General features: G+C 45.7%; 16 protein-coding genes. 7 read left to right on the top strand and 9 right to left on the bottom strand.

What is annotated here, in order from left to right:
• Position 1 precedes the first annotated feature (1 nt).
• The gene (locus A4R26_RS16285; RefSeq protein WP_081164843.1) at positions 2-850 is read left to right on the top strand and encodes an ABC transporter ATP-binding protein; all 849 of its coding nucleotides are present in this window, start codon (positions 2-4) and stop codon (positions 848-850) included.
• Between the two features lie 268 nt (positions 851-1,118).
• Positions 1,119-2,039: a hypothetical protein gene (locus tag A4R26_RS16280; protein ID WP_081164840.1), complete on the top strand. Its 921-nt coding sequence runs from the start codon at positions 1,119-1,121 to the stop codon at positions 2,037-2,039.
• 8 nt (positions 2,040-2,047) lie between these two features.
• On the opposite strand, the gene A4R26_RS16275 is transcribed toward A4R26_RS16280, so the two are convergent.
• Positions 2,048-2,866: an ion transporter gene (locus tag A4R26_RS16275; RefSeq protein WP_081164837.1), complete on the bottom strand. Its 819-nt coding sequence runs from the start codon at positions 2,864-2,866 to the stop codon at positions 2,048-2,050.
• 148 nt (positions 2,867-3,014) lie between these two features.
• On the opposite strand from A4R26_RS16275, the gene A4R26_RS16270 reads away from it, so the two are divergent.
• Positions 3,015-3,437 (top strand): response regulator, encoded by a 423-nt coding sequence (locus A4R26_RS16270; protein WP_081164834.1) that lies wholly within the window; start codon positions 3,015-3,017, stop codon positions 3,435-3,437.
• 91 nt (positions 3,438-3,528) lie between these two features.
• Here A4R26_RS16270 and A4R26_RS16265 read toward each other — a convergent pair whose 3' ends face one another.
• Positions 3,529-3,921 (bottom strand): SPW repeat protein, encoded by a 393-nt coding sequence (locus A4R26_RS16265; protein WP_165760303.1) that lies wholly within the window; start codon positions 3,919-3,921, stop codon positions 3,529-3,531.
• Positions 3,922-4,313: 392 nt separating this feature from the next.
• Here A4R26_RS16265 and A4R26_RS16255 point away from each other — a divergent pair, with 392 nt between their 5' ends.
• Positions 4,314-5,741 carry a T9SS type A sorting domain-containing protein gene (locus tag A4R26_RS16255; protein ID WP_165760302.1) on the top strand — a complete coding sequence of 476 codons (1,428 nt, stop codon included), beginning with the start codon at positions 4,314-4,316 and terminating at the stop codon, positions 5,739-5,741.
• A 71-nt stretch (positions 5,742-5,812) separates the two neighbouring features.
• On the opposite strand, the gene ku is transcribed toward A4R26_RS16255, so the two are convergent.
• The 3 genes from ku to A4R26_RS16240 form a co-directional block, all read right to left on the bottom strand.
• On the bottom strand, positions 5,813-6,592 hold the full coding sequence (gene ku, locus A4R26_RS16250; RefSeq protein ID WP_081164825.1) for a non-homologous end joining protein Ku: 780 nt from the start codon (positions 6,590-6,592) through the stop codon (positions 5,813-5,815).
• 216 nt (positions 6,593-6,808) lie between these two features.
• Positions 6,809-9,166, bottom strand: coding sequence for a glycoside hydrolase family 127 protein (locus A4R26_RS16245; RefSeq protein ID WP_081164822.1), 2,358 nt, complete (start codon positions 9,164-9,166; stop codon positions 6,809-6,811).
• 148 nt (positions 9,167-9,314) lie between these two features.
• On the bottom strand, positions 9,315-9,716 hold the full coding sequence (locus A4R26_RS16240; RefSeq protein WP_081164819.1) for a VOC family protein: 402 nt from the start codon (positions 9,714-9,716) through the stop codon (positions 9,315-9,317).
• A 141-nt stretch (positions 9,717-9,857) separates the two neighbouring features.
• On the opposite strand from A4R26_RS16240, the gene A4R26_RS16235 reads away from it, so the two are divergent.
• Complete coding sequence (locus A4R26_RS16235) at positions 9,858-10,835, top strand: GlxA family transcriptional regulator (protein WP_081164816.1); 978 nt, start codon at positions 9,858-9,860, stop codon at positions 10,833-10,835.
• 9 nt (positions 10,836-10,844) lie between these two features.
• Here the strand turns inward: A4R26_RS16235 and A4R26_RS16230 are convergent, their stop codons facing one another.
• The gene (locus tag A4R26_RS16230; protein ID WP_081164813.1) at positions 10,845-11,948 is read right to left on the bottom strand and encodes a DNA alkylation repair protein; all 1,104 of its coding nucleotides are present in this window, start codon (positions 11,946-11,948) and stop codon (positions 10,845-10,847) included.
• Between the two features lie 110 nt (positions 11,949-12,058).
• The gene (locus A4R26_RS16225) at positions 12,059-12,490 is read right to left on the bottom strand and encodes a hypothetical protein (RefSeq protein ID WP_081164810.1); all 432 of its coding nucleotides are present in this window, start codon (positions 12,488-12,490) and stop codon (positions 12,059-12,061) included.
• A 118-nt stretch (positions 12,491-12,608) separates the two neighbouring features.
• On the opposite strand from A4R26_RS16225, the gene A4R26_RS16220 reads away from it, so the two are divergent.
• On the top strand, positions 12,609-13,373 hold the full coding sequence (locus A4R26_RS16220) for a superoxide dismutase (protein WP_081164807.1): 765 nt from the start codon (positions 12,609-12,611) through the stop codon (positions 13,371-13,373).
• A 148-nt stretch (positions 13,374-13,521) separates the two neighbouring features.
• Here A4R26_RS16220 and A4R26_RS16215 read toward each other — a convergent pair whose 3' ends face one another.
• Positions 13,522-14,466 carry an SdiA-regulated domain-containing protein gene (locus tag A4R26_RS16215; RefSeq protein ID WP_133054702.1) on the bottom strand — a complete coding sequence of 315 codons (945 nt, stop codon included), beginning with the start codon at positions 14,464-14,466 and terminating at the stop codon, positions 13,522-13,524.
• Between the two features lie 211 nt (positions 14,467-14,677).
• Positions 14,678-14,902 (bottom strand): hypothetical protein, encoded by a 225-nt coding sequence (locus A4R26_RS16210; protein ID WP_081164801.1) that lies wholly within the window; start codon positions 14,900-14,902, stop codon positions 14,678-14,680.
• A 427-nt stretch (positions 14,903-15,329) separates the two neighbouring features.
• Between A4R26_RS16210 and A4R26_RS16205 the strand changes: the two genes are divergently transcribed.
• Positions 15,330-16,577, top strand: coding sequence for a polysaccharide lyase family 20 protein (locus A4R26_RS16205; RefSeq protein WP_165760301.1), 1,248 nt, complete (start codon positions 15,330-15,332; stop codon positions 16,575-16,577).
• Positions 16,578-16,599: the final 22 nt, after the last annotated feature.

Below are 16,599 nucleotides of genomic sequence, written 5' to 3'. Positions count from 1 at the left end.
TATGATCGATCTTTCATTACAAAAAGTTTTACATACCGCAGAAGGCGAAATGCAGTTGGATGTAACCGCCAAAATTGAAAGCGGGCAGTTCGTGAGCCTGTATGGTGCATCGGGCGCCGGCAAAACTTCCATTTTACGGATGCTGGCAGGGTTTATGAAACCCGATAGCGGTTTTATAAAAGTAAACGACGCGGTTTGGTTCGACAGCCGACGGAAAAGCCATCTTGAACCGCAGCAAAGAAAAATAGGTTTTGTATTCCAGGATTATGCCCTTTTCCCAAATATGAACGTAAGGGATAATATATCATTTGCACTTGATAAGCATGAACCGCGGCAGATAGTGACCGAACTGCTGGAGGTTACCGGTTTAAGCAACCTCGCAACCCGGAAAATACAAACGCTGTCGGGCGGCCAGCAGCAACGGGTAGCGCTGGCAAGGGCCATTGCCAAAAAACCTTCCATGCTGCTGCTTGATGAACCATTGTCGGCCATCGACAATGTTATGCGTGATCAACTGCAGTACACTTTACTGGAAATTCACAAGCGTTATGCATTAACCACCATCCTGGTAAGCCATAATGCGAACGAGATCATCAAACTTTCCGATACCGTTATTCATCTTGAACAGGGCAGTTTCCGCGAACAAACCAGCCCCGCCAGGTTTTTCGGCAATGGCAACGAAGCCTCGAAATTAACCGGAAACGTTATTTCATTAGATGAAAAGGGTAACGCCATTGTACTTATCGATGACCGCCTGCTCACCCTGCCTGTACCGGGCACAATATTGAACAATAACGACCGGATTGAAATAACATATAGTAATTTTCAAATACAACTGCTTCAACACTGATACAACCGGGTACCATAACCGCTGATTTGGGCGCAATAACTTTCCTCAATATAGCTTTTAGCCTGTGGCCTATGGATGTTTACAGGGATATCCACACTGAATATCAACCGAATAAATTTCTGCTTTATTAATATTTGTACAAGCGGAATCAAAAACTGAATATTTGTCGTTCGTACCCCGTTTGTATTACGGTGAAAACACGCTGGTATGTAGCATGTAACCAACCTTGTTCTGCACATGAATTCCCGTGTTAAATACCGAAAATTACATGAAAAGCAAACCCTGCACTCGTATTCTGCTGTTGCCGTTCGTATTGTTGCTGGTATTTTTTGCCTGTAACAAAGGCGATCAGGCAGGCGATGACACTGACACAATCGATTCAACCAACACAACCGATTCAACCTTCAACGGCAATAACCTGTCGGTGAATGCAGCCTTCTGCCCCACTGCGCCTAATTATGGCGACAGCGTTGTTTATTTAAAGCCAAAGAACGGCGGCGATTTCTTTTTAGACCCGCTTAACAATATTGGTGTACAGGGAACTTATTTAAGCTGGCCCGAAGGGCTTAAGATCAATAAGAACTCAGGAACTATCAATCTTTCGCAAAGTGAAACCGGCGTACGGTATAATATTGCATTTGTAAAGAAAGGTACTACCGATACCTGCGTAAGCCAGTTGATCGTAGGCGGTTTAACCTATATGGATGCAATTTATGTGCTGGAACAGAACGACACGCTGGCCAAACCGGTGTTTAACGCCAACCCCTCCTCTTCTTCCATCTGTGATGACAGTGACGATACCGATTATCCCGATAACAATGGTAATGGCAACAACAAATGTGTATTCGATGACGATGTACCGGGGCAACGCGCCAACGACCAGAAACTGCGGGTGCGCACTAAAAGCGGCTTTATCAATATGAAAAAATCGTTCGATGACGGTCTTTTTGGTAAAAACCCGAAGAACGGCGATACAAAAAAAGTGCAGATCAGGTACAAGCTGAATGACGGCAGCCAGAAAGCATCGCAAAAACTCACGGTTCAGGTAGTTTACTATGATAAGGTATCGAGCATTCCGGTTGCGTTGCAACAGGAAATAGCCGCTAAACGCACCAATATGTTCTCTTATAAGATCGTAAATGGCAAACCCAGGCCGCCGTTGCTGATCATTGCAGGGCTTGCGAAATAATTTGCTTACTACAACAACGTTCCGCAATACTTACAATACACGGCATTTTTGTCGTGCCCTTCCCGGCCGCAGCCGGGGCAGGTTTCATGGCCATGTTTCCTCAGGCGCGCCGCATTGGCCATTTCGGTTGTAATGATGCCGGTAGGTACTGCAATGATACCATACCCAATGAACATCATTACAGAGGCAATGAATTTACCGGTGGGCGTTACCGGCGCTATATCGCCATACCCCACGGTGGTAATGGTAACAATAGCCCAATAGATGCTGTCGGGAATACTTATAAAACCATTCTCTCCATTTTCTACCAAATACATAACGGAACCGAGGATGATAACGAGTGTGAGCACCACCAGCATAAAGATCGTGATCTTTTTCAGGCTGGTAAAGAGCGCCGCCTTCAGGAATTCCATTTCAGTTAAGAAGTGGGTAAGTTTGAAAATGCGGAACACCCGCAATAACCGCAGCGCCCGCAGCACCAGCAACGATTGCGCGCCTGTAAACAGGATACTCAGGTAAGAGGGAATGATGGCCAGCAGGTCGATAAGGCCAAAGAATGAGAACACATATTTCAAAGGGCTTTTGATGCTTATCAAACGCAGCAGGTATTCGAGCGTAAACAACCCGGTAAAAATCCATTCCAGGATATAAAAAAGGTTGCCGTAGCGTTGGTGGTACTCCTTGATGCTATCGAGCATTACCACAATGATGCTCGAAATGATCAATACCAACAGGGCCACGTCGAAGGCCCTGCCGGCAGTTGTATTTGATTCGTAGATGGTATTATGAAGCCGGTTGCGCCATGCTATCGTGTTGGGTTTCTCCATACCTGTTTGCAAAGGGATTATCCTGTTTCATGCGATATGTAAATTACGTTGTATTAACTTATTAGGAACACTTAGCCCGTCAAAAAACAAAGCTTTTTTCCCAAAATAGCTGGCATGATTTTTATGAGCAGATATTTTAAATTTTCGCATGCAATCCCAGGCCGTATGGATCATCGATGGCGATTTGGACGATCAGGAAGTAGTCAAACATGTTTGGCAGGAATTGAAGCTTTCAAATGAGCTGGTCTTTCTCGAAAGCGCAGATCAGGTGATAAAGACTCTTGAACATGTGGATCATGCTCCTTTTATCATCATATGCGAACTGAACCTTCCCGGAATAGATGGATTTGAATTACGCCGGCTCATGCTGGAAAAACATCAAAAAAGATTCACCAGCGTTCCTTTTATTTTCTGGACGACCCAGGCTTCAGAACAACAGGTTGAAAAAGCGTATAACCTCTCAGCGCATGGGCTGTTTATCAAAGACTCCAGTTTCGATCAGTTAAAAAGCACGTTTATGACCATTATTAATTATTGGTTAAAAAGCAGGATGCCTTCGAAATCGGTTTAAGCTGTATTTATACATAAACATTATAAGCAAAGCAAAAAGCCGGCGCGCAATAACTGCGGCCGGTTTCTTCATTGTTGTTTTATCCCAATTGCTAATGTGCAGTGAAGGTACGGCCCATATTTCTTTCTACAGGCGTGCGTCGGGGCTCGGTCTTCGTCATCAATACTGCGCACAATTCAAGTACACCCAAAATCAAGTGTGGTTGCCATACAAATTCGGCAAAGCCAAAAAGCCACGGCGAAACCGCAAGGAAGATACCGCTTATTGTGTCGAGCATTAAATGCGTACGCATGGAAATGGTTGGAAATGCCCCCAGTTCATACCTCGTCACCATACTGTAAACAATGGTTGCAACACCAAGGCTAACCGGTACCCATGTTTCAGCACCGTTCCCTGCAAAATCAAAGATCCATGGCGAAGCGATAAGCAATGCACCCATGATGTAGTCGAGATATGCATGGGTTCTGGTGTTTATTACTTTCATAACATTAAGTGTTAGTTCAAAATAAAAACTTCATTTGTTATGCCAGCCTGTACTCTTATACATACAGGCAATACCCCAGCAGAAGTGTAGAGAATGACACTTCTTTTTGGGAAATTTATTTACACTTCCCCGCCGTAAAATATAATGGTGTAACAGCGGCAAGGCTCCAAAAGAAATACTCACTGGTATTTACAGCGAAGCACCTTAACGTGTTTTCCTTACAGTATTACAGAAAATCACTTACAATTACCATATTGGGACGCATAGATTTTGGAAGCAGTGTACAGGAGCTGATCTTCGCATCTTCGGGTGTGCCGTAGAAAACACGTATGAAGCGCATGCACCACGACGCTTTACATGAAATAATCCTCTACCTCAAAAAAACTGGTTATATGAAACGATTACTGTTTGGTATGTTGCTGCTTCCGGTTGCCGAAAGCCTGGTAGCACAACACACTGTTACCAATAACGGCAATTTAACGATCCATAGTGGTGGCAACCTGGCCGTACATGGCCATTTCAATAATGCGGCCTCTGCCAGCCTCGTCAATGACGGCAACCTGTATATCAAAAGAGACCTGACCTCAAACCAGGCGGCGATGAGCAGCGGATCAGGCACCTTATACCTGGATGGCGCTGTATTGCAAACGCTCATTGGCGGCCAGCCATTTAAAACGTACAACCTGGTAACCGGCAATAGTGCAGGCATATATCTTAATACCGACCTCTACGTCAGCGGCGCCCACAGCTTCAACAGCGGGGTGATCACTACCGCGGCTACGCCGGCTTACCTGGCGTATGAAGCGGGCGCATCGTATTCAGGAAGCGCCGACACGCGGCATGTAAACGGTTGGGTAAGAAAAACCGGCACTACCGGATTTATTTATCCTGTTGGCAATGGCGCCATGCAAAGACCGATCAATATAAATAACCTGTCGGAGAGCAGTGTGTTTGCGGTGAAATACCACGCGGCAACTCCAAATACAACTCAAATGCAATCGCCCCTTGTGACGGTTGACCCCAACGAATTCTGGGAGGTTAACAGGGTGTCGGGCGGAACCGCCCGCGTTACGCTAAACTGGGACAATAGCAAAGTGGCAATGCCATCGTGGATTGAACCCGACATCAGGGTAGCCGCTTATGAGGGAAGCGTATGGGCCTCGCAGGGCGGTACCGCAAGCGGCAGCGTGGCCACCACAGGTACAATTACTTCCGATATACTTTCGTCTTTTAACCTGTTTACATTCGGCAGCATTTCAGCCACATTGCCATTGACCCTGCTGCAATTTGATGCAAAAAGAAAAAATGCCATTACCGAAATAACCTGGAAAACCGCTGAAGAACAACACGTAAGCCATTTCACCGTAGAACGAAGCGAGAACGGAACAAACTTTTATGCTATTGGAAAAGTGAGCGCAAGGAACGCCGGCCGTACGGAACTCTACTCGTTATTTGATGACAAGCCGCTTCTTTCCATAGCGTATTACCGGTTAAAAAGTACCGACCAGGATGGCTCTTCCGGTTTATCGCACATTGTGCGGGTAACTGAAACTGAAAATGGCAACCAGGTGCTTGTAAACAACCCGGTGCGAGACAGGATTGCGCTTACCGCAAAAGGAAATTTATCGGGTGATTTTGATTACAGCATCTATGATATGCATGGCAAAGTGGTGCAACGCGGCAAAGTGAACCTGAGAACAAATACGCAGGTGTATATTTCAATTCCGGGGTCAATACCTTCGGGGTCTTACACCATCAACTTACATAAATCATCGACGTTTATCAGCAAAAAGATCATTGTTGCTTTAACGCAGCCGTAAATGCCGTTTTTGGTTGTTTTCTATTAAATAAGTACCGTGGCAACACGGTACTATTTTTTTGTGGAACCTGGTTATGAGGCCTTTTTACTGGCCGGTTTTGATTTAAGACTTGCTTTCAGTTTATCCATCAGATCGCTGGTGGTAGCATTGTGCACCACTTTAAGCGGTTTGCCGGTAGATTTTCCTTTTGCCTTCGCCTCGATCACCTTCATCAGTTTTTCAGAATAGGTATCGCGGTAATCTTCAGGTTTGAACGGCCTGGTAAGCTGGGCAATTAGCATGCTGGCCATTTTCAGCTCTTCAGGTTTTGCCGGGGTGTCGGGCACCACCAGTCCCGCTTCGCTCCTGATCTCATCGGAAAAACGAAGCCGGTGCAGGACCAGCACCTTGCGAAGCGGTTTTATTAAACAAACCCATTCTTTATTATGATACACCAATGGACCCAGCGCCGCCTTCCCTTCTTTCTTTAATGCATCGCGCAATAACACATAGGCTTTTGCGCCCATTTTATCGGGTTCAAGGTAATACGGCTTCTCATAATATACCGCGTCGATTTCCTTTTCATCGATGAACTGGGTAATTTCAAGGTGATCGATCTTTTCGGGGGCGGCCTTTTCAAAATCGGCATCGTCAACGATCACAAAATCGTCCCCTACCTGGTAACCTTTTACAATATCTTCCTGGTGCAACTCCTTTCCCGAAAGCTCGCTCACTTTTTTATACTTGACGCGGGAATGCGTTTTTTTGTCGAGCTGTACAAAGGAAATGGAGCTTTCATCCGTTGCCACATACATTCTCACAGGAATGTTAACCAGGCCGAACCCGATCGACCCTTTCCACATCGAGCGCATAGATGTTATTTTTAAAAGTTTGATTTACATCCGGTACAGAACTGAGGTGTTTGGATAAAGGCTCGAACGGCAGGAAAGAGGCAGGAACAGGCAGGTTGGCCTATTAGTTTTAAACAATCACTTTAGAAGATAGTTCAGGATCGTACAGGAAAAAACGGCCTTTCGGTTTTCACTCCGAAAGGCCGTTCAATGTTTTACCGCGTTATTTTGAAAAGATCACTTTTTCAACAACCTTACTTCATACACCCCGCCCGCTACCGAACCGGCGGCTGCCTGAAACTTTACAGTGAGCGTTCCGTTGCCCTGCTGCACAAGGGCGGGCGGCAGGGGGTAATCTACCGTATAGAAAGAATTGTCGTTGTTACCGGTTAATGTAACCTCCTGTACCGGCTGGTTATTCACAAGGATGGTAAACCTGCGGTCTTTATCCCGGCCGGCATAAGTTACCTGTAAGCGGTCGGCCTTTTTTTCTTTGTCTGTCAATTTATAACTGAACCAGCCTTTGGCATCGCGCCAGTGACGATCATTAAAGCTTCCGGTGCCGGAGTGCTCGCTTTCAATGAAGTGGTCCGATTCTGGCTGCTGCTCCCCTGCTGTTACCATATCGAGCGTTATGGCATCCAGTTTTTGTTTTGCCGCTTCCTCTTCGGCTATCCTTTGTTGTTCTACCTGTAACTTTTCCGGACTTAACTGCCGCCAGTAGATCACATAACGCGCATCGTGCAAACGAAAGAAAGGAATCAACTCCAATGCTTTTGCGTTTTCCGGATAGATGAGCTCCGATGCGGTGTAGGTAAAGTTCTTTCCGGGAACGGCTTTGATCTGCTGTGCGATATTTGCATTGGGGCTTACAAACATCGGCATTTGTTGTACCGGGTATTTTTTACCATTGGCAATATGTCCGCCGCGGCTGTCATCGGCGTATATGCCGGTAAGATCACTGGTACCGGTTTTAGCCGCGAGTACAATGGGCCCATGCAATACGGCCACATAATCTGAGCCGCCGGGCATTTGCTCCGTTGTAGTACGCATTGGCAACGTAACCGTGATCTTATCGCCTTTTTTCCATTTTCTTTTTATAGCTATGAAGGAAGCCGGCTGGGCATTATAGTTCACTTTCTCTCCGTTCACGGTAACTACCATTGCATTGGGCGCTACCCAAACCGGGTAACGAACCTTCAATGTAAAATCAGGTTTCTTAACTGCATCGATCGTGAGGGTTGTCGTTTCTTCATCGGGGAAGCGGGTTTGCTGGGAAAGCACTACCCCCTGCTGCTGCCAGTTCACTTTTGACGGAATAAAAAGGTTTACATACAACGCATTGGCGGTATGCGCATAAATAAGTTCGTTGTATTTGGCGTGGTTCTCCAATCCCGACCCTACACAGCACCAGAAACTGGTTTCCGGCTGCGAATAAACACGGTAATGACCGGGCCGCATGGGCGTGAAATAAACAAAACCACCTTTTTCCGGATGCTGGCTTGAGAGAATATGATTGTACTGCGTTCTTTCGTAATAGTCGATATACTTTGCCAACCCTTCCGACTCATACAATGCTTTCGACAGCTTTAGCATATTATATGAATTGCAGGTTTCCGGTCCCTGCTCGCTGGTGGTCATCGATGAGAAATTATCTGGTGGGTGAAAATGTTCGCGCACGCCATGTCCGCCAATAGCCACAGTTCGGTTGTTTACTACCGTTTCCCAGAAAAAGCGGGCAGCTATATGATATGTGCTGTCACCGCTTAAACCGGCAATGCGTTCGAACCCGATGATCTTCGGGATCTGCGTATTGGCGTGCATGCCGGTAAGTTTATCCTGCCGGTTAGCAAGCGGTTCTTTTATAATTTGATGGGAAAACCTGCGTGCCAGTTCAAGGTATTTTTTATCGCCGGTTATGACCGATACTTCTGCCAGCACTTCATTCATACCGCCATGTTCCGACCTCAGCAAATGCTGGATATCGCTGTCGCTGAGCCCTTTTGTTGTATTCAGCAGCCAGTTGGAATAAGCAATAAGCATTTTTTTAGCCAGCCCGCTGTTGGCATGCAGCCAGGCATCCTTTAAACCGGCAAAGGTTTTATGAATATTATAAAAAGGTACCCATTTCTTATTGATATCAAAACTGCCTACTGTTACTTTATTGGCTGCCAGTTCGGCCCAGAACGTTTTGCTGCCGGGCACACCGCCAATATACCCGTCGCCGTTTTTATCCTGGCATTTTTTTAATTCCGTAAGCATGTAGTTCAATCGCTCCAGCACTTTTTTATCACCGGTGGAAGCATACATTAAAGAAAGGGCTGATAGATAATGGCCGCCGATATGGCCATCTAACCCCGTGTTCTCCCAGTTGGGATAACTGGCCGCTTTGGGCGTCAGGCCCGCCTCGCGGAGAAAAGGCGCCAGCAGCCGGTCGGGGTTTAGCGACATAATATATTTAAGGTCTGTATTTTCTGCCTCTTTGAATATGCCGGGTTGCAGTTGAATTTGCGTGGGTTTGAATGTGGCAACAGGGCCCTGGGCGGCTGTAAATAAAGGCAGCCCCATCATGGCGGTAATGGCAAATCGTTTCATGGCAATAAATATACGTCATTTTTACATTAATATGACTGTATAAGGGATGCAGCGGAGAATGGCGAGTGGTCAATGGCCAATAAAAAAGGAACTGCTTATTCGATCTGCATAGTTGCGTGGCATGGCGCCTAAGCTGCAAAAAGCAACATCAATCAACGCTTAATATCCAGTTCACATGATATTTGTCAACCACAGTTATCATTTTATTGCTGCCCTTTTTACGCACGCTTTTCGTTTCAGACAAAAGCGCATGTAACCTGTCGCGCTCACTGTTTGAGCCACATTCGATCAATATACTGATGTTATTCCCGATAACAACACCAGCATCGTCGGGCAGGTCGGATGCCGCCAGTTTAAAATAATCATTGGTAAGGGTGGCACATACTACCACATCACGAATGCGCTTATCCATTTTCCAGCAACCGGCCGCATCGCCTAACGTTTGCAGTTCCAGGTCGCCGCCAAAACATTTCTGGTAGTGCTCCAATGCCTGCCGGCACTGACCACTGAAGGTAAGAAATACGATAAACGACCGTTTTACTTCCGTCATCACCAATTAGTTTTATTACTCAATAGTAGAATACCCAAAATTAGTCTTCCCCTTACAGGATAATGAGGGCAAAAACGACAAGTTCAGGGGTTGTTCGTGACAAATCGTTTATTATATTTGACATTAAACATTTTACCCGATATGCAAGTATCTGTTTTTGTTCCGGAAACCGCAGTCATAGAGGCGCTTACTCCCGCCTACCGCACATTCAAAACTGCCAATGAATTCCTTGTATCATTTGGTAAACAACCGGCCTTCGAGGTAGAATACGTTGGCCTCAACGAATATGTATCTGCCAATGACGGGGAGTACTCTATAAAAACAGACAGGCTGCTGAAGGATGTTACCAAAACCGATCTGCTGGTAATTCCGCCGGCCTATGGCGATATCGTTGCCGGTATCAATGCCAATGCAGCCGCCATCCCGTATATTCAAAGGCTATATAACCAGGGAAGCAGCGTGGCAAGTTTATGCCTGGGCGCATTTATACTGGCTGAATCGGGCATACTGAATGGTAAAAAATGTTCAACACACTGGAACTTTATAGATCAATTCAAACAACGATACCCGCAAATAGAAGTAGTGGATGGCGCTATCATAACCGCGATTGATAACATTTATAGCAGCGGCGGCGCCACCAGCCTCTGGAACCTGGTTCTTTACCTGGTAGAAAAATTCGCCAACCGCGATCTTGCGGTACTGATCTCAAAACATTTTGCACTGGATATTGACAGGAACAGCCAGGATGTATTTGCCATTTTCAAAGGCCAGCGAAACCATAACGATTCCGATATTCTCGGCGTGCAGGATTTTATTGAAAAGAATTATACCGAAAAGCTGACGATAGAAGTACTGGCCGAAAAGATCAATGCCGGTCACCGCACTTTTGAACGCAGGTTCAAACAGGCTACCAACAACACCGTGAAGGAATATATTCAACGCGTTCGGGTTGAAGCCGCCAAGCAATATTTTGAAGGATCGCAGAAGAACGTGCTGGAAGTAATGCTCGATGTGGGTTATACCGATACCAAGGCATTCCGCGATATCTTCAAACGGGTAACCGGTTTAACACCCATTGAATACCGTAATAAATATGCGAAAGTTGCTGCCGAAGTGTAACAGTTATGTTTATGAAAGCACTTCAAAAAATTCCGTCTTTTGTTCGCGCCCGTTGATAATGATCGATACTTTATGTTTACCCGGATAATATTTGCGGGTGGTAATTATTTTAAAACTTTGTTTGCGTGTGATGGTGGCTTTTTCACCGGCCATAAACTGCCGTTCGCTGATCTTGAACACCTTCTTTGAATGCGTTCCGTTCTTTCGCAGGTAATAGATGCCATATTCCAAACGTACGGTGAGCGCACGATCATCTTTGTTATGTATGCTTACCGTAAACTGCAGGTTCTCTCCAATGCGCACCTTCGTGGTAGACAAATTATAACTCAGCAATTTTATATTGGGGCTATGTGCAAGGCTGAACAGGCCCAGCACTTCCACATGTCCCTGTTTTAAAAGCGTTCTGCAGCCATGTTTTACAATGGCGTCGGTTTCCCGGCTGATTCCCATCCAGCGCTTTGCTGTGCTTACAGCCAGCACGGGGTGGTCTTTTGCAATGTCGTTTAAACAATTGGCCACACTTTTGCGCACCCATTCAGAAGGATCCGTTTTTAACTGCTCCAGTACGATCAGTACTTCCGCCGGTTGTTTTTTGAGCGCGGGTACCGCCATGCCCCATGGCAGCCGGGGCCGCATGCCTTCACTGGCCAGCCTGCGCACTTTATGATTTTCATGTTTTGCCCAGCGCTGCATTTGAGCGATCATGGGTTTTTCATATTTCAAAAGAAATGGCCGTACGGCAAACTCACAGCTTACAAATTGTGTTGTATACTCAATAACATCCGTTGCCGCATCAAGATCATCGATACCATATACCTCAATATAATCGGGCAGGAACATATACTCAAGCCGGCCTTCACCCCAACCCCGCTTCCTGAATTGCACGATGGCTTTTTTTATGATCCTGGCGGCAGCGGGAAATTTAGCCGGCAGAAATTCGTGCAATACCGAAGTGGTATGGCGCATCCGCTCCTTCAATTCCATTTTTTTAAAGCCGGAAGAATAGATCTTTTTTATAAAAACCGCTTTGTTGAACCCCGGAACTATCTCTGAAAAAACATCCCCTACCTGGTCGTAAAATGCAGGAGAATACAGCTCTTTTAACGGCAACATACTTTTTGAGTTTGAATGGTACAAAGTAAGGCCATCGCAGTGACAACCTTATGTCAGCAGGAAGAAATAAGCCCAGGAAATACCGGGGAAGTGAACTCGCAATGAACCGGTCATTCCCGCGCGCCGGGTTCAGGGGTATCCTTCAGTTTAAACCTGTTGTAAACCGACATAACAAGCCGGTAAGGCGCCCATAATATGGAAAAGGCGATCAACCCGCGAAGATTGTATTTAACGTCTTCCGGGTCGAACCGGCCGTGGATCCGTTTATGCAACAGTTTGTTCGAATATTCCTGTGCGTATTCTATTGAAATACTGAACAGGTATAGCAATCCGAAAATAAGAATGTGCCTGGTGAACTTTCCATTCGTGAACAGGATGTTCAGAAAGGCGGCAGCCATAAAATAAAAAGCGGCATGTAATTCTTTGTCGTAATGCCTGAAGCCGCGGGGAAGTTTTACCATAAACCCCACCACCGATACCAGCAGCCAGCCCAGTACCAGCGCTACCTTAAACACGTTCTTATTTATTCCGGTTGCTGTCATAAACAGGCAATATAACTGTTCAGCATTCTACAGAATAATTTCAAGGTTTATTTTTTTACGAACAGCAACCCGGGGCCTGAATTTTGCATTTGGTTCTACTTCAAACCCATATAGCATTATGAAAAATGAAAATACTTTCAGCCGGCGCCGCTTTTTAATGAATACCGGAAAAGCCGGTTTGGGCTGTGTGCTGGCTATGCCTGCCCTGGCCTCACTGGCCGGGGAGAACGCTCGGGTAAACTTCGCAGCCGACATGAACGATATCGGCTGGCAGCAAACGCCGTTGGGTTATTCATATAAGGCGCTTGAACCGGCCATAGATGCCCTTACCATGGAAATTCATTATACCAAACATGCAGCTACGTATGCCAAAAACCTGGCCGATGCGGTAAAAGCGGAACAGGTGAATACGGCCTCAACATCCATAGAAAAGTTACTGAACAACGTTTCGAGATACACCGATAAAATGCGTAACAACGCCGGCGGCCATTATAATCATGAATTATTCTGGAAATCGCTGAAAGCGCCGGGCGGCAGCAATGCGCCTTCGGGTAAGCTGGCTGACATGATAACGCGGGATTTTGGCTCGCCCGAAGCATTTAAAACCCAGTTCAACAATGCCGCCAAAGACCGGTTCGGCAGCGGCTGGGCCTGGTTGATATATACCAACGATAAAAAACTGGCGGTTACCTCTACTCCCAACCAGGACAACCCGCTGATGGATGTAGCACCCATAAAAGGTATTCCCGTATTGGGACTCGATGTATGGGAACACGCCTATTACCTGAAATACCAGAACAAACGGCCCGACTATATCACTGCCTGGTGGAGCGTGATCAACTGGGAGTATATCCGGAAACGGGCTGAAGGCATTATAAAATAACCGGTCAGTTTACCGGCGGCAACCCGCTTTTTATCCGCTTTCTCAATACTTCGAATTCCGGGGCGGTACGCCATTTTGCTTTTTGTGCAGGCAAAGATGTACGCCTTTGCCCGTGTTGTATGGGTATAAAAACACCATTCAGTATTACTTATGGCGTAACCTCCGGTTTGAATTTTACAATTACCCCCTGCCCGTTCTTGCCGCCTTCGCTTGAAATATACAGGTCGCCGCCCGGGCTGAAACACAAGCCTTCGGGTTGTGGAAATGTGTGTTTATCGAGTTGAACGTTGGATTTGATCCTGCCTTTTGAATCGGCTGTAATCAGCCGCGATGACGGACCATCGAGGATATACAGGTCGCCGGTGCCGGGCTCGATGGCAATACCCGACGGTTTGATGCCCGACCTGTCTTTTTTCTTTTTCTTTTCTTTTCCTTTATCATCGTCGTCCCTGTCTTTCTTCCCGTCCTTATCATTCTCCTTTTTTGGCGATTCAAGATAAAAAACCGCGTCGGTGCTCATTTTCTTTGTTTTGAGATCGAAACCATAAACGCCTTTTTTATCTTTTTCCGTCAGGTCCTTTTCTTTAACCCCAACGAGCAGCCTGTTATTCGCACTATCGTAACATAAAGCCTCGGTTTCATTTTCTACAGTAAGGGGCAGATCATAGGTTGTAACTATCGGTTTTGCGCCGGACTGCTCCTGCACCTCGAACAAAAAACCATCTGACCGCAATACATACCAGCTGTTTTGCACTTTGGCCAGCCCTTCATAATCACCATTTCCGGCAAAAGGAATTTTACCATCTATGCGCCTGCTTTGCAGGTTATATATAAAAATTATTCCATCATTGTCCTGTATACAGGCCATGTGATCATTATCACTGAAAACGTTTGCCGAGATCTCTTTCAGTACACCCGGCAAGCGCCATTCATTATTGTTCGGCTTTGGGGCAGGTTTTGCATCCGTGTTCGCTACCAGCACATCGGCAGGCTGTTTCGGCGCCGGCTCAAAAACATATTTCATATAATAATAGAACCCGCCGATAACGACTACTACAATGGTGATCAGAAATATAGCTTCTCTTTTTGACATAAAATTGGTTTTAGGCCAGCTGAATGCTGAATGGGCAGTTTCCAGCTCAGGTAAACTATTAAAAAACCCGTTCCATGCCACAAAAGTAACCTTTATAGTAGTAGCCCGTTTTTTGCATTTGCCTGTTACTCAAAAAGATGGTACGATGCTGCTACCACCTGAATGATCTCCAGATTTTCCGGCGCCTCCGGCCCACTGCATTTCGTTGTTGTTAAAATGATTTAAAAGAAGGCAGGTCGGGCAATTGTTTTTGCGCCTCGTCATTATCGAATGCACCGATATGGATAAATGTTTTGCCATCGCCGGCGAGGTAACCGATATACCTGATGGCGGAATTGTTCAGCGCCCTGATGTCATTTACAAACTTTTTTACATTTTCCCGGTTGGCTGCTACAACACCCGGATTAACTGTGTAAGTTACCTTTACAATTTTCATCGTTGTTTATTATTTATTATAGTACTTTAAGAACCTGCCTGCAGAAAAAAACGTCACAGAAAATTCAAATTATTTTATACCGTGCATAAGCCGATGAACGCACTAAGCAGTAACCCCTGATTTATGCGGTATTTGGCCTTATTTTTCTCTCACCTGTCAGGGTAAACCACTCCGTTGAAAGATGAATATTGCGACCCTGCGTAAAATTGTCTTTTCCACTCTTAAACGGGAACTAAGAAATCCTTCGGCAAAAACGTTAAGCATTTTCCCTGCGGGCAGTAAGAATTACTGCATAATTCGCGGAATCGAATAAAACGCCACATAACAATCCCCTCGCATGGTGAGTTATTATGCTGTAGTGACGAAATAAAAAAATCATCACGTATCCTTAGAAAAATTCAATCAATAACCTCAAATGAAAACTTCAATGCGTACAACAACCAATTTTATCCGTTCCAACCAACGCTTACTGGCTGCTTCCCTGTTAATGGCTTCTATCGTATCGTGCAAAAAAGCGACAATAGAACAAACCTATGATGAGCGTGCGTTAAATGCGCCTGTTTCAACCAAAGCCATTGGCAACCTTCTTTGGGCCGACAACCTTGAAGGCGCCTCTTTCTTTAGTACCGGTGTAAGCAAACAGGTAGCTACTTCTTACGGTATCACCACTGTTTCAAACCCCGCCTACCAGGGCGTAAAATCGGCTCGTTTCGAATTAAGGGATACCGATCCTGAAATTAAGAATGGTACAAGAACAGAGATCAGTTTTCCTGAAACAGCCAACCTGAACCGCTGGTATTCCTATGCGATGTATGCGCCTGCGGCTCAATATAAATATGACACCGATGACGATGTTATTACCCAATGGCACCAGGGCGGTGGCAAAACACCGGCTCTTTGCTTACGGGTAAAAGCAGACAAATTATATATAAGGATCCTGGGCACTTGGTTCGATCTGGGTGTTTTCGATAAAGACAAATGGCATGCTTATGTTATGCACATTAAACACGCTTCGGGTTCTGACGGTTTAATTGAGATCTGGCGCGATGGTGTTAAGATCATGAACCGCTCAGGCGCCAACATGTATGCGATAAGCGGTGATATTCACAATCCCAATATAAAAATGGGTGTGTATAAATCAAACTGGAATGGCACCGGCACCACTCAAACAAATATAAGGGTACTTTATTTTGATGATATCAAAATTGGCAACGAGAATGCTACTTATGCCGATATGGCGCCCACACCAGGCGGTACTGTACCTCCGCCGCCGGCAACAGATACAACTACCCAAACCACCACGACATTAACGCCATCGAAAACTATGAGCGTAACTGACTTCAAACTGGTTAACTCAGAAACGGAAAAAGATGTACAGTCGATCGTAAACGGACAAACCATCAGCCTGAGCAAATTGAAGCTGAAGAAAGTGAACATCCGTGCGGTTGTTACAACAGATGTAAAAAATGTGAAGTTTCAATTGAGCGGCAAACAAAGCAAAACATTTACAGACGATGCTGCTCCGTTCGCCCTGCATGGCGATAATGGATCTGGTAACTTTTATTATGGTAACTGGAACCCGCCTGCAACCGGAACCTATACCCTGAAGGCTACCCCTTCTGCTGGTACTACGGCAGGTACAGCAAAAACCATCACATTCACAATTGTAAAGTAGAACAGGTGTTTTCATAACAAGG

It is taken from the genome of Niastella populi (assembly GCF_002078015.1).
Lineage (GTDB): Bacteria > Bacteroidota > Bacteroidia > Chitinophagales > Chitinophagaceae > Niastella > Niastella populi.
This window is presented reverse-complemented; position numbering and strand designations above follow the sequence as displayed.

Bases quoted from the DNA above. Each gene is read 5' to 3' on its own strand.
- A4R26_RS16285 (WP_081164843.1), top strand. From the start codon at position 2: ATGATCGATCTTTCATTACAAAAAGTTTTACATACCGCAGAAGGCGAA.
- A4R26_RS16280 (WP_081164840.1), top strand. From the start codon at position 1,119: ATGAAAAGCAAACCCTGCACTCGTATTCTGCTGTTGCCGTTCGTATTG.
- A4R26_RS16275 (WP_081164837.1), bottom strand. From the start codon at position 2,866: ATGGAGAAACCCAACACGATAGCATGGCGCAACCGGCTTCATAATACC.
- A4R26_RS16270 (WP_081164834.1), top strand. From the start codon at position 3,015: ATGCAATCCCAGGCCGTATGGATCATCGATGGCGATTTGGACGATCAG.
- A4R26_RS16265 (WP_165760303.1), bottom strand. From the start codon at position 3,921: ATGAAAGTAATAAACACCAGAACCCATGCATATCTCGACTACATCATG.
- A4R26_RS16255 (WP_165760302.1), top strand. From the start codon at position 4,314: ATGAAACGATTACTGTTTGGTATGTTGCTGCTTCCGGTTGCCGAAAGC.
- ku (WP_081164825.1), bottom strand. From the start codon at position 6,592: ATGCGCTCGATGTGGAAAGGGTCGATCGGGTTCGGCCTGGTTAACATT.
- A4R26_RS16245 (WP_081164822.1), bottom strand. From the start codon at position 9,166: ATGAAACGATTTGCCATTACCGCCATGATGGGGCTGCCTTTATTTACA.
- A4R26_RS16240 (WP_081164819.1), bottom strand. From the start codon at position 9,716: ATGACGGAAGTAAAACGGTCGTTTATCGTATTTCTTACCTTCAGTGGT.
- A4R26_RS16235 (WP_081164816.1), top strand. From the start codon at position 9,858: ATGCAAGTATCTGTTTTTGTTCCGGAAACCGCAGTCATAGAGGCGCTT.
- A4R26_RS16230 (WP_081164813.1), bottom strand. From the start codon at position 11,948: ATGTTGCCGTTAAAAGAGCTGTATTCTCCTGCATTTTACGACCAGGTA.
- A4R26_RS16225 (WP_081164810.1), bottom strand. From the start codon at position 12,490: ATGACAGCAACCGGAATAAATAAGAACGTGTTTAAGGTAGCGCTGGTA.
- A4R26_RS16220 (WP_081164807.1), top strand. From the start codon at position 12,609: ATGAAAAATGAAAATACTTTCAGCCGGCGCCGCTTTTTAATGAATACC.
- A4R26_RS16215 (WP_133054702.1), bottom strand. From the start codon at position 14,466: ATGTCAAAAAGAGAAGCTATATTTCTGATCACCATTGTAGTAGTCGTT.
- A4R26_RS16210 (WP_081164801.1), bottom strand. From the start codon at position 14,902: ATGAAAATTGTAAAGGTAACTTACACAGTTAATCCGGGTGTTGTAGCA.
- A4R26_RS16205 (WP_165760301.1), top strand. From the start codon at position 15,330: ATGCGTACAACAACCAATTTTATCCGTTCCAACCAACGCTTACTGGCT.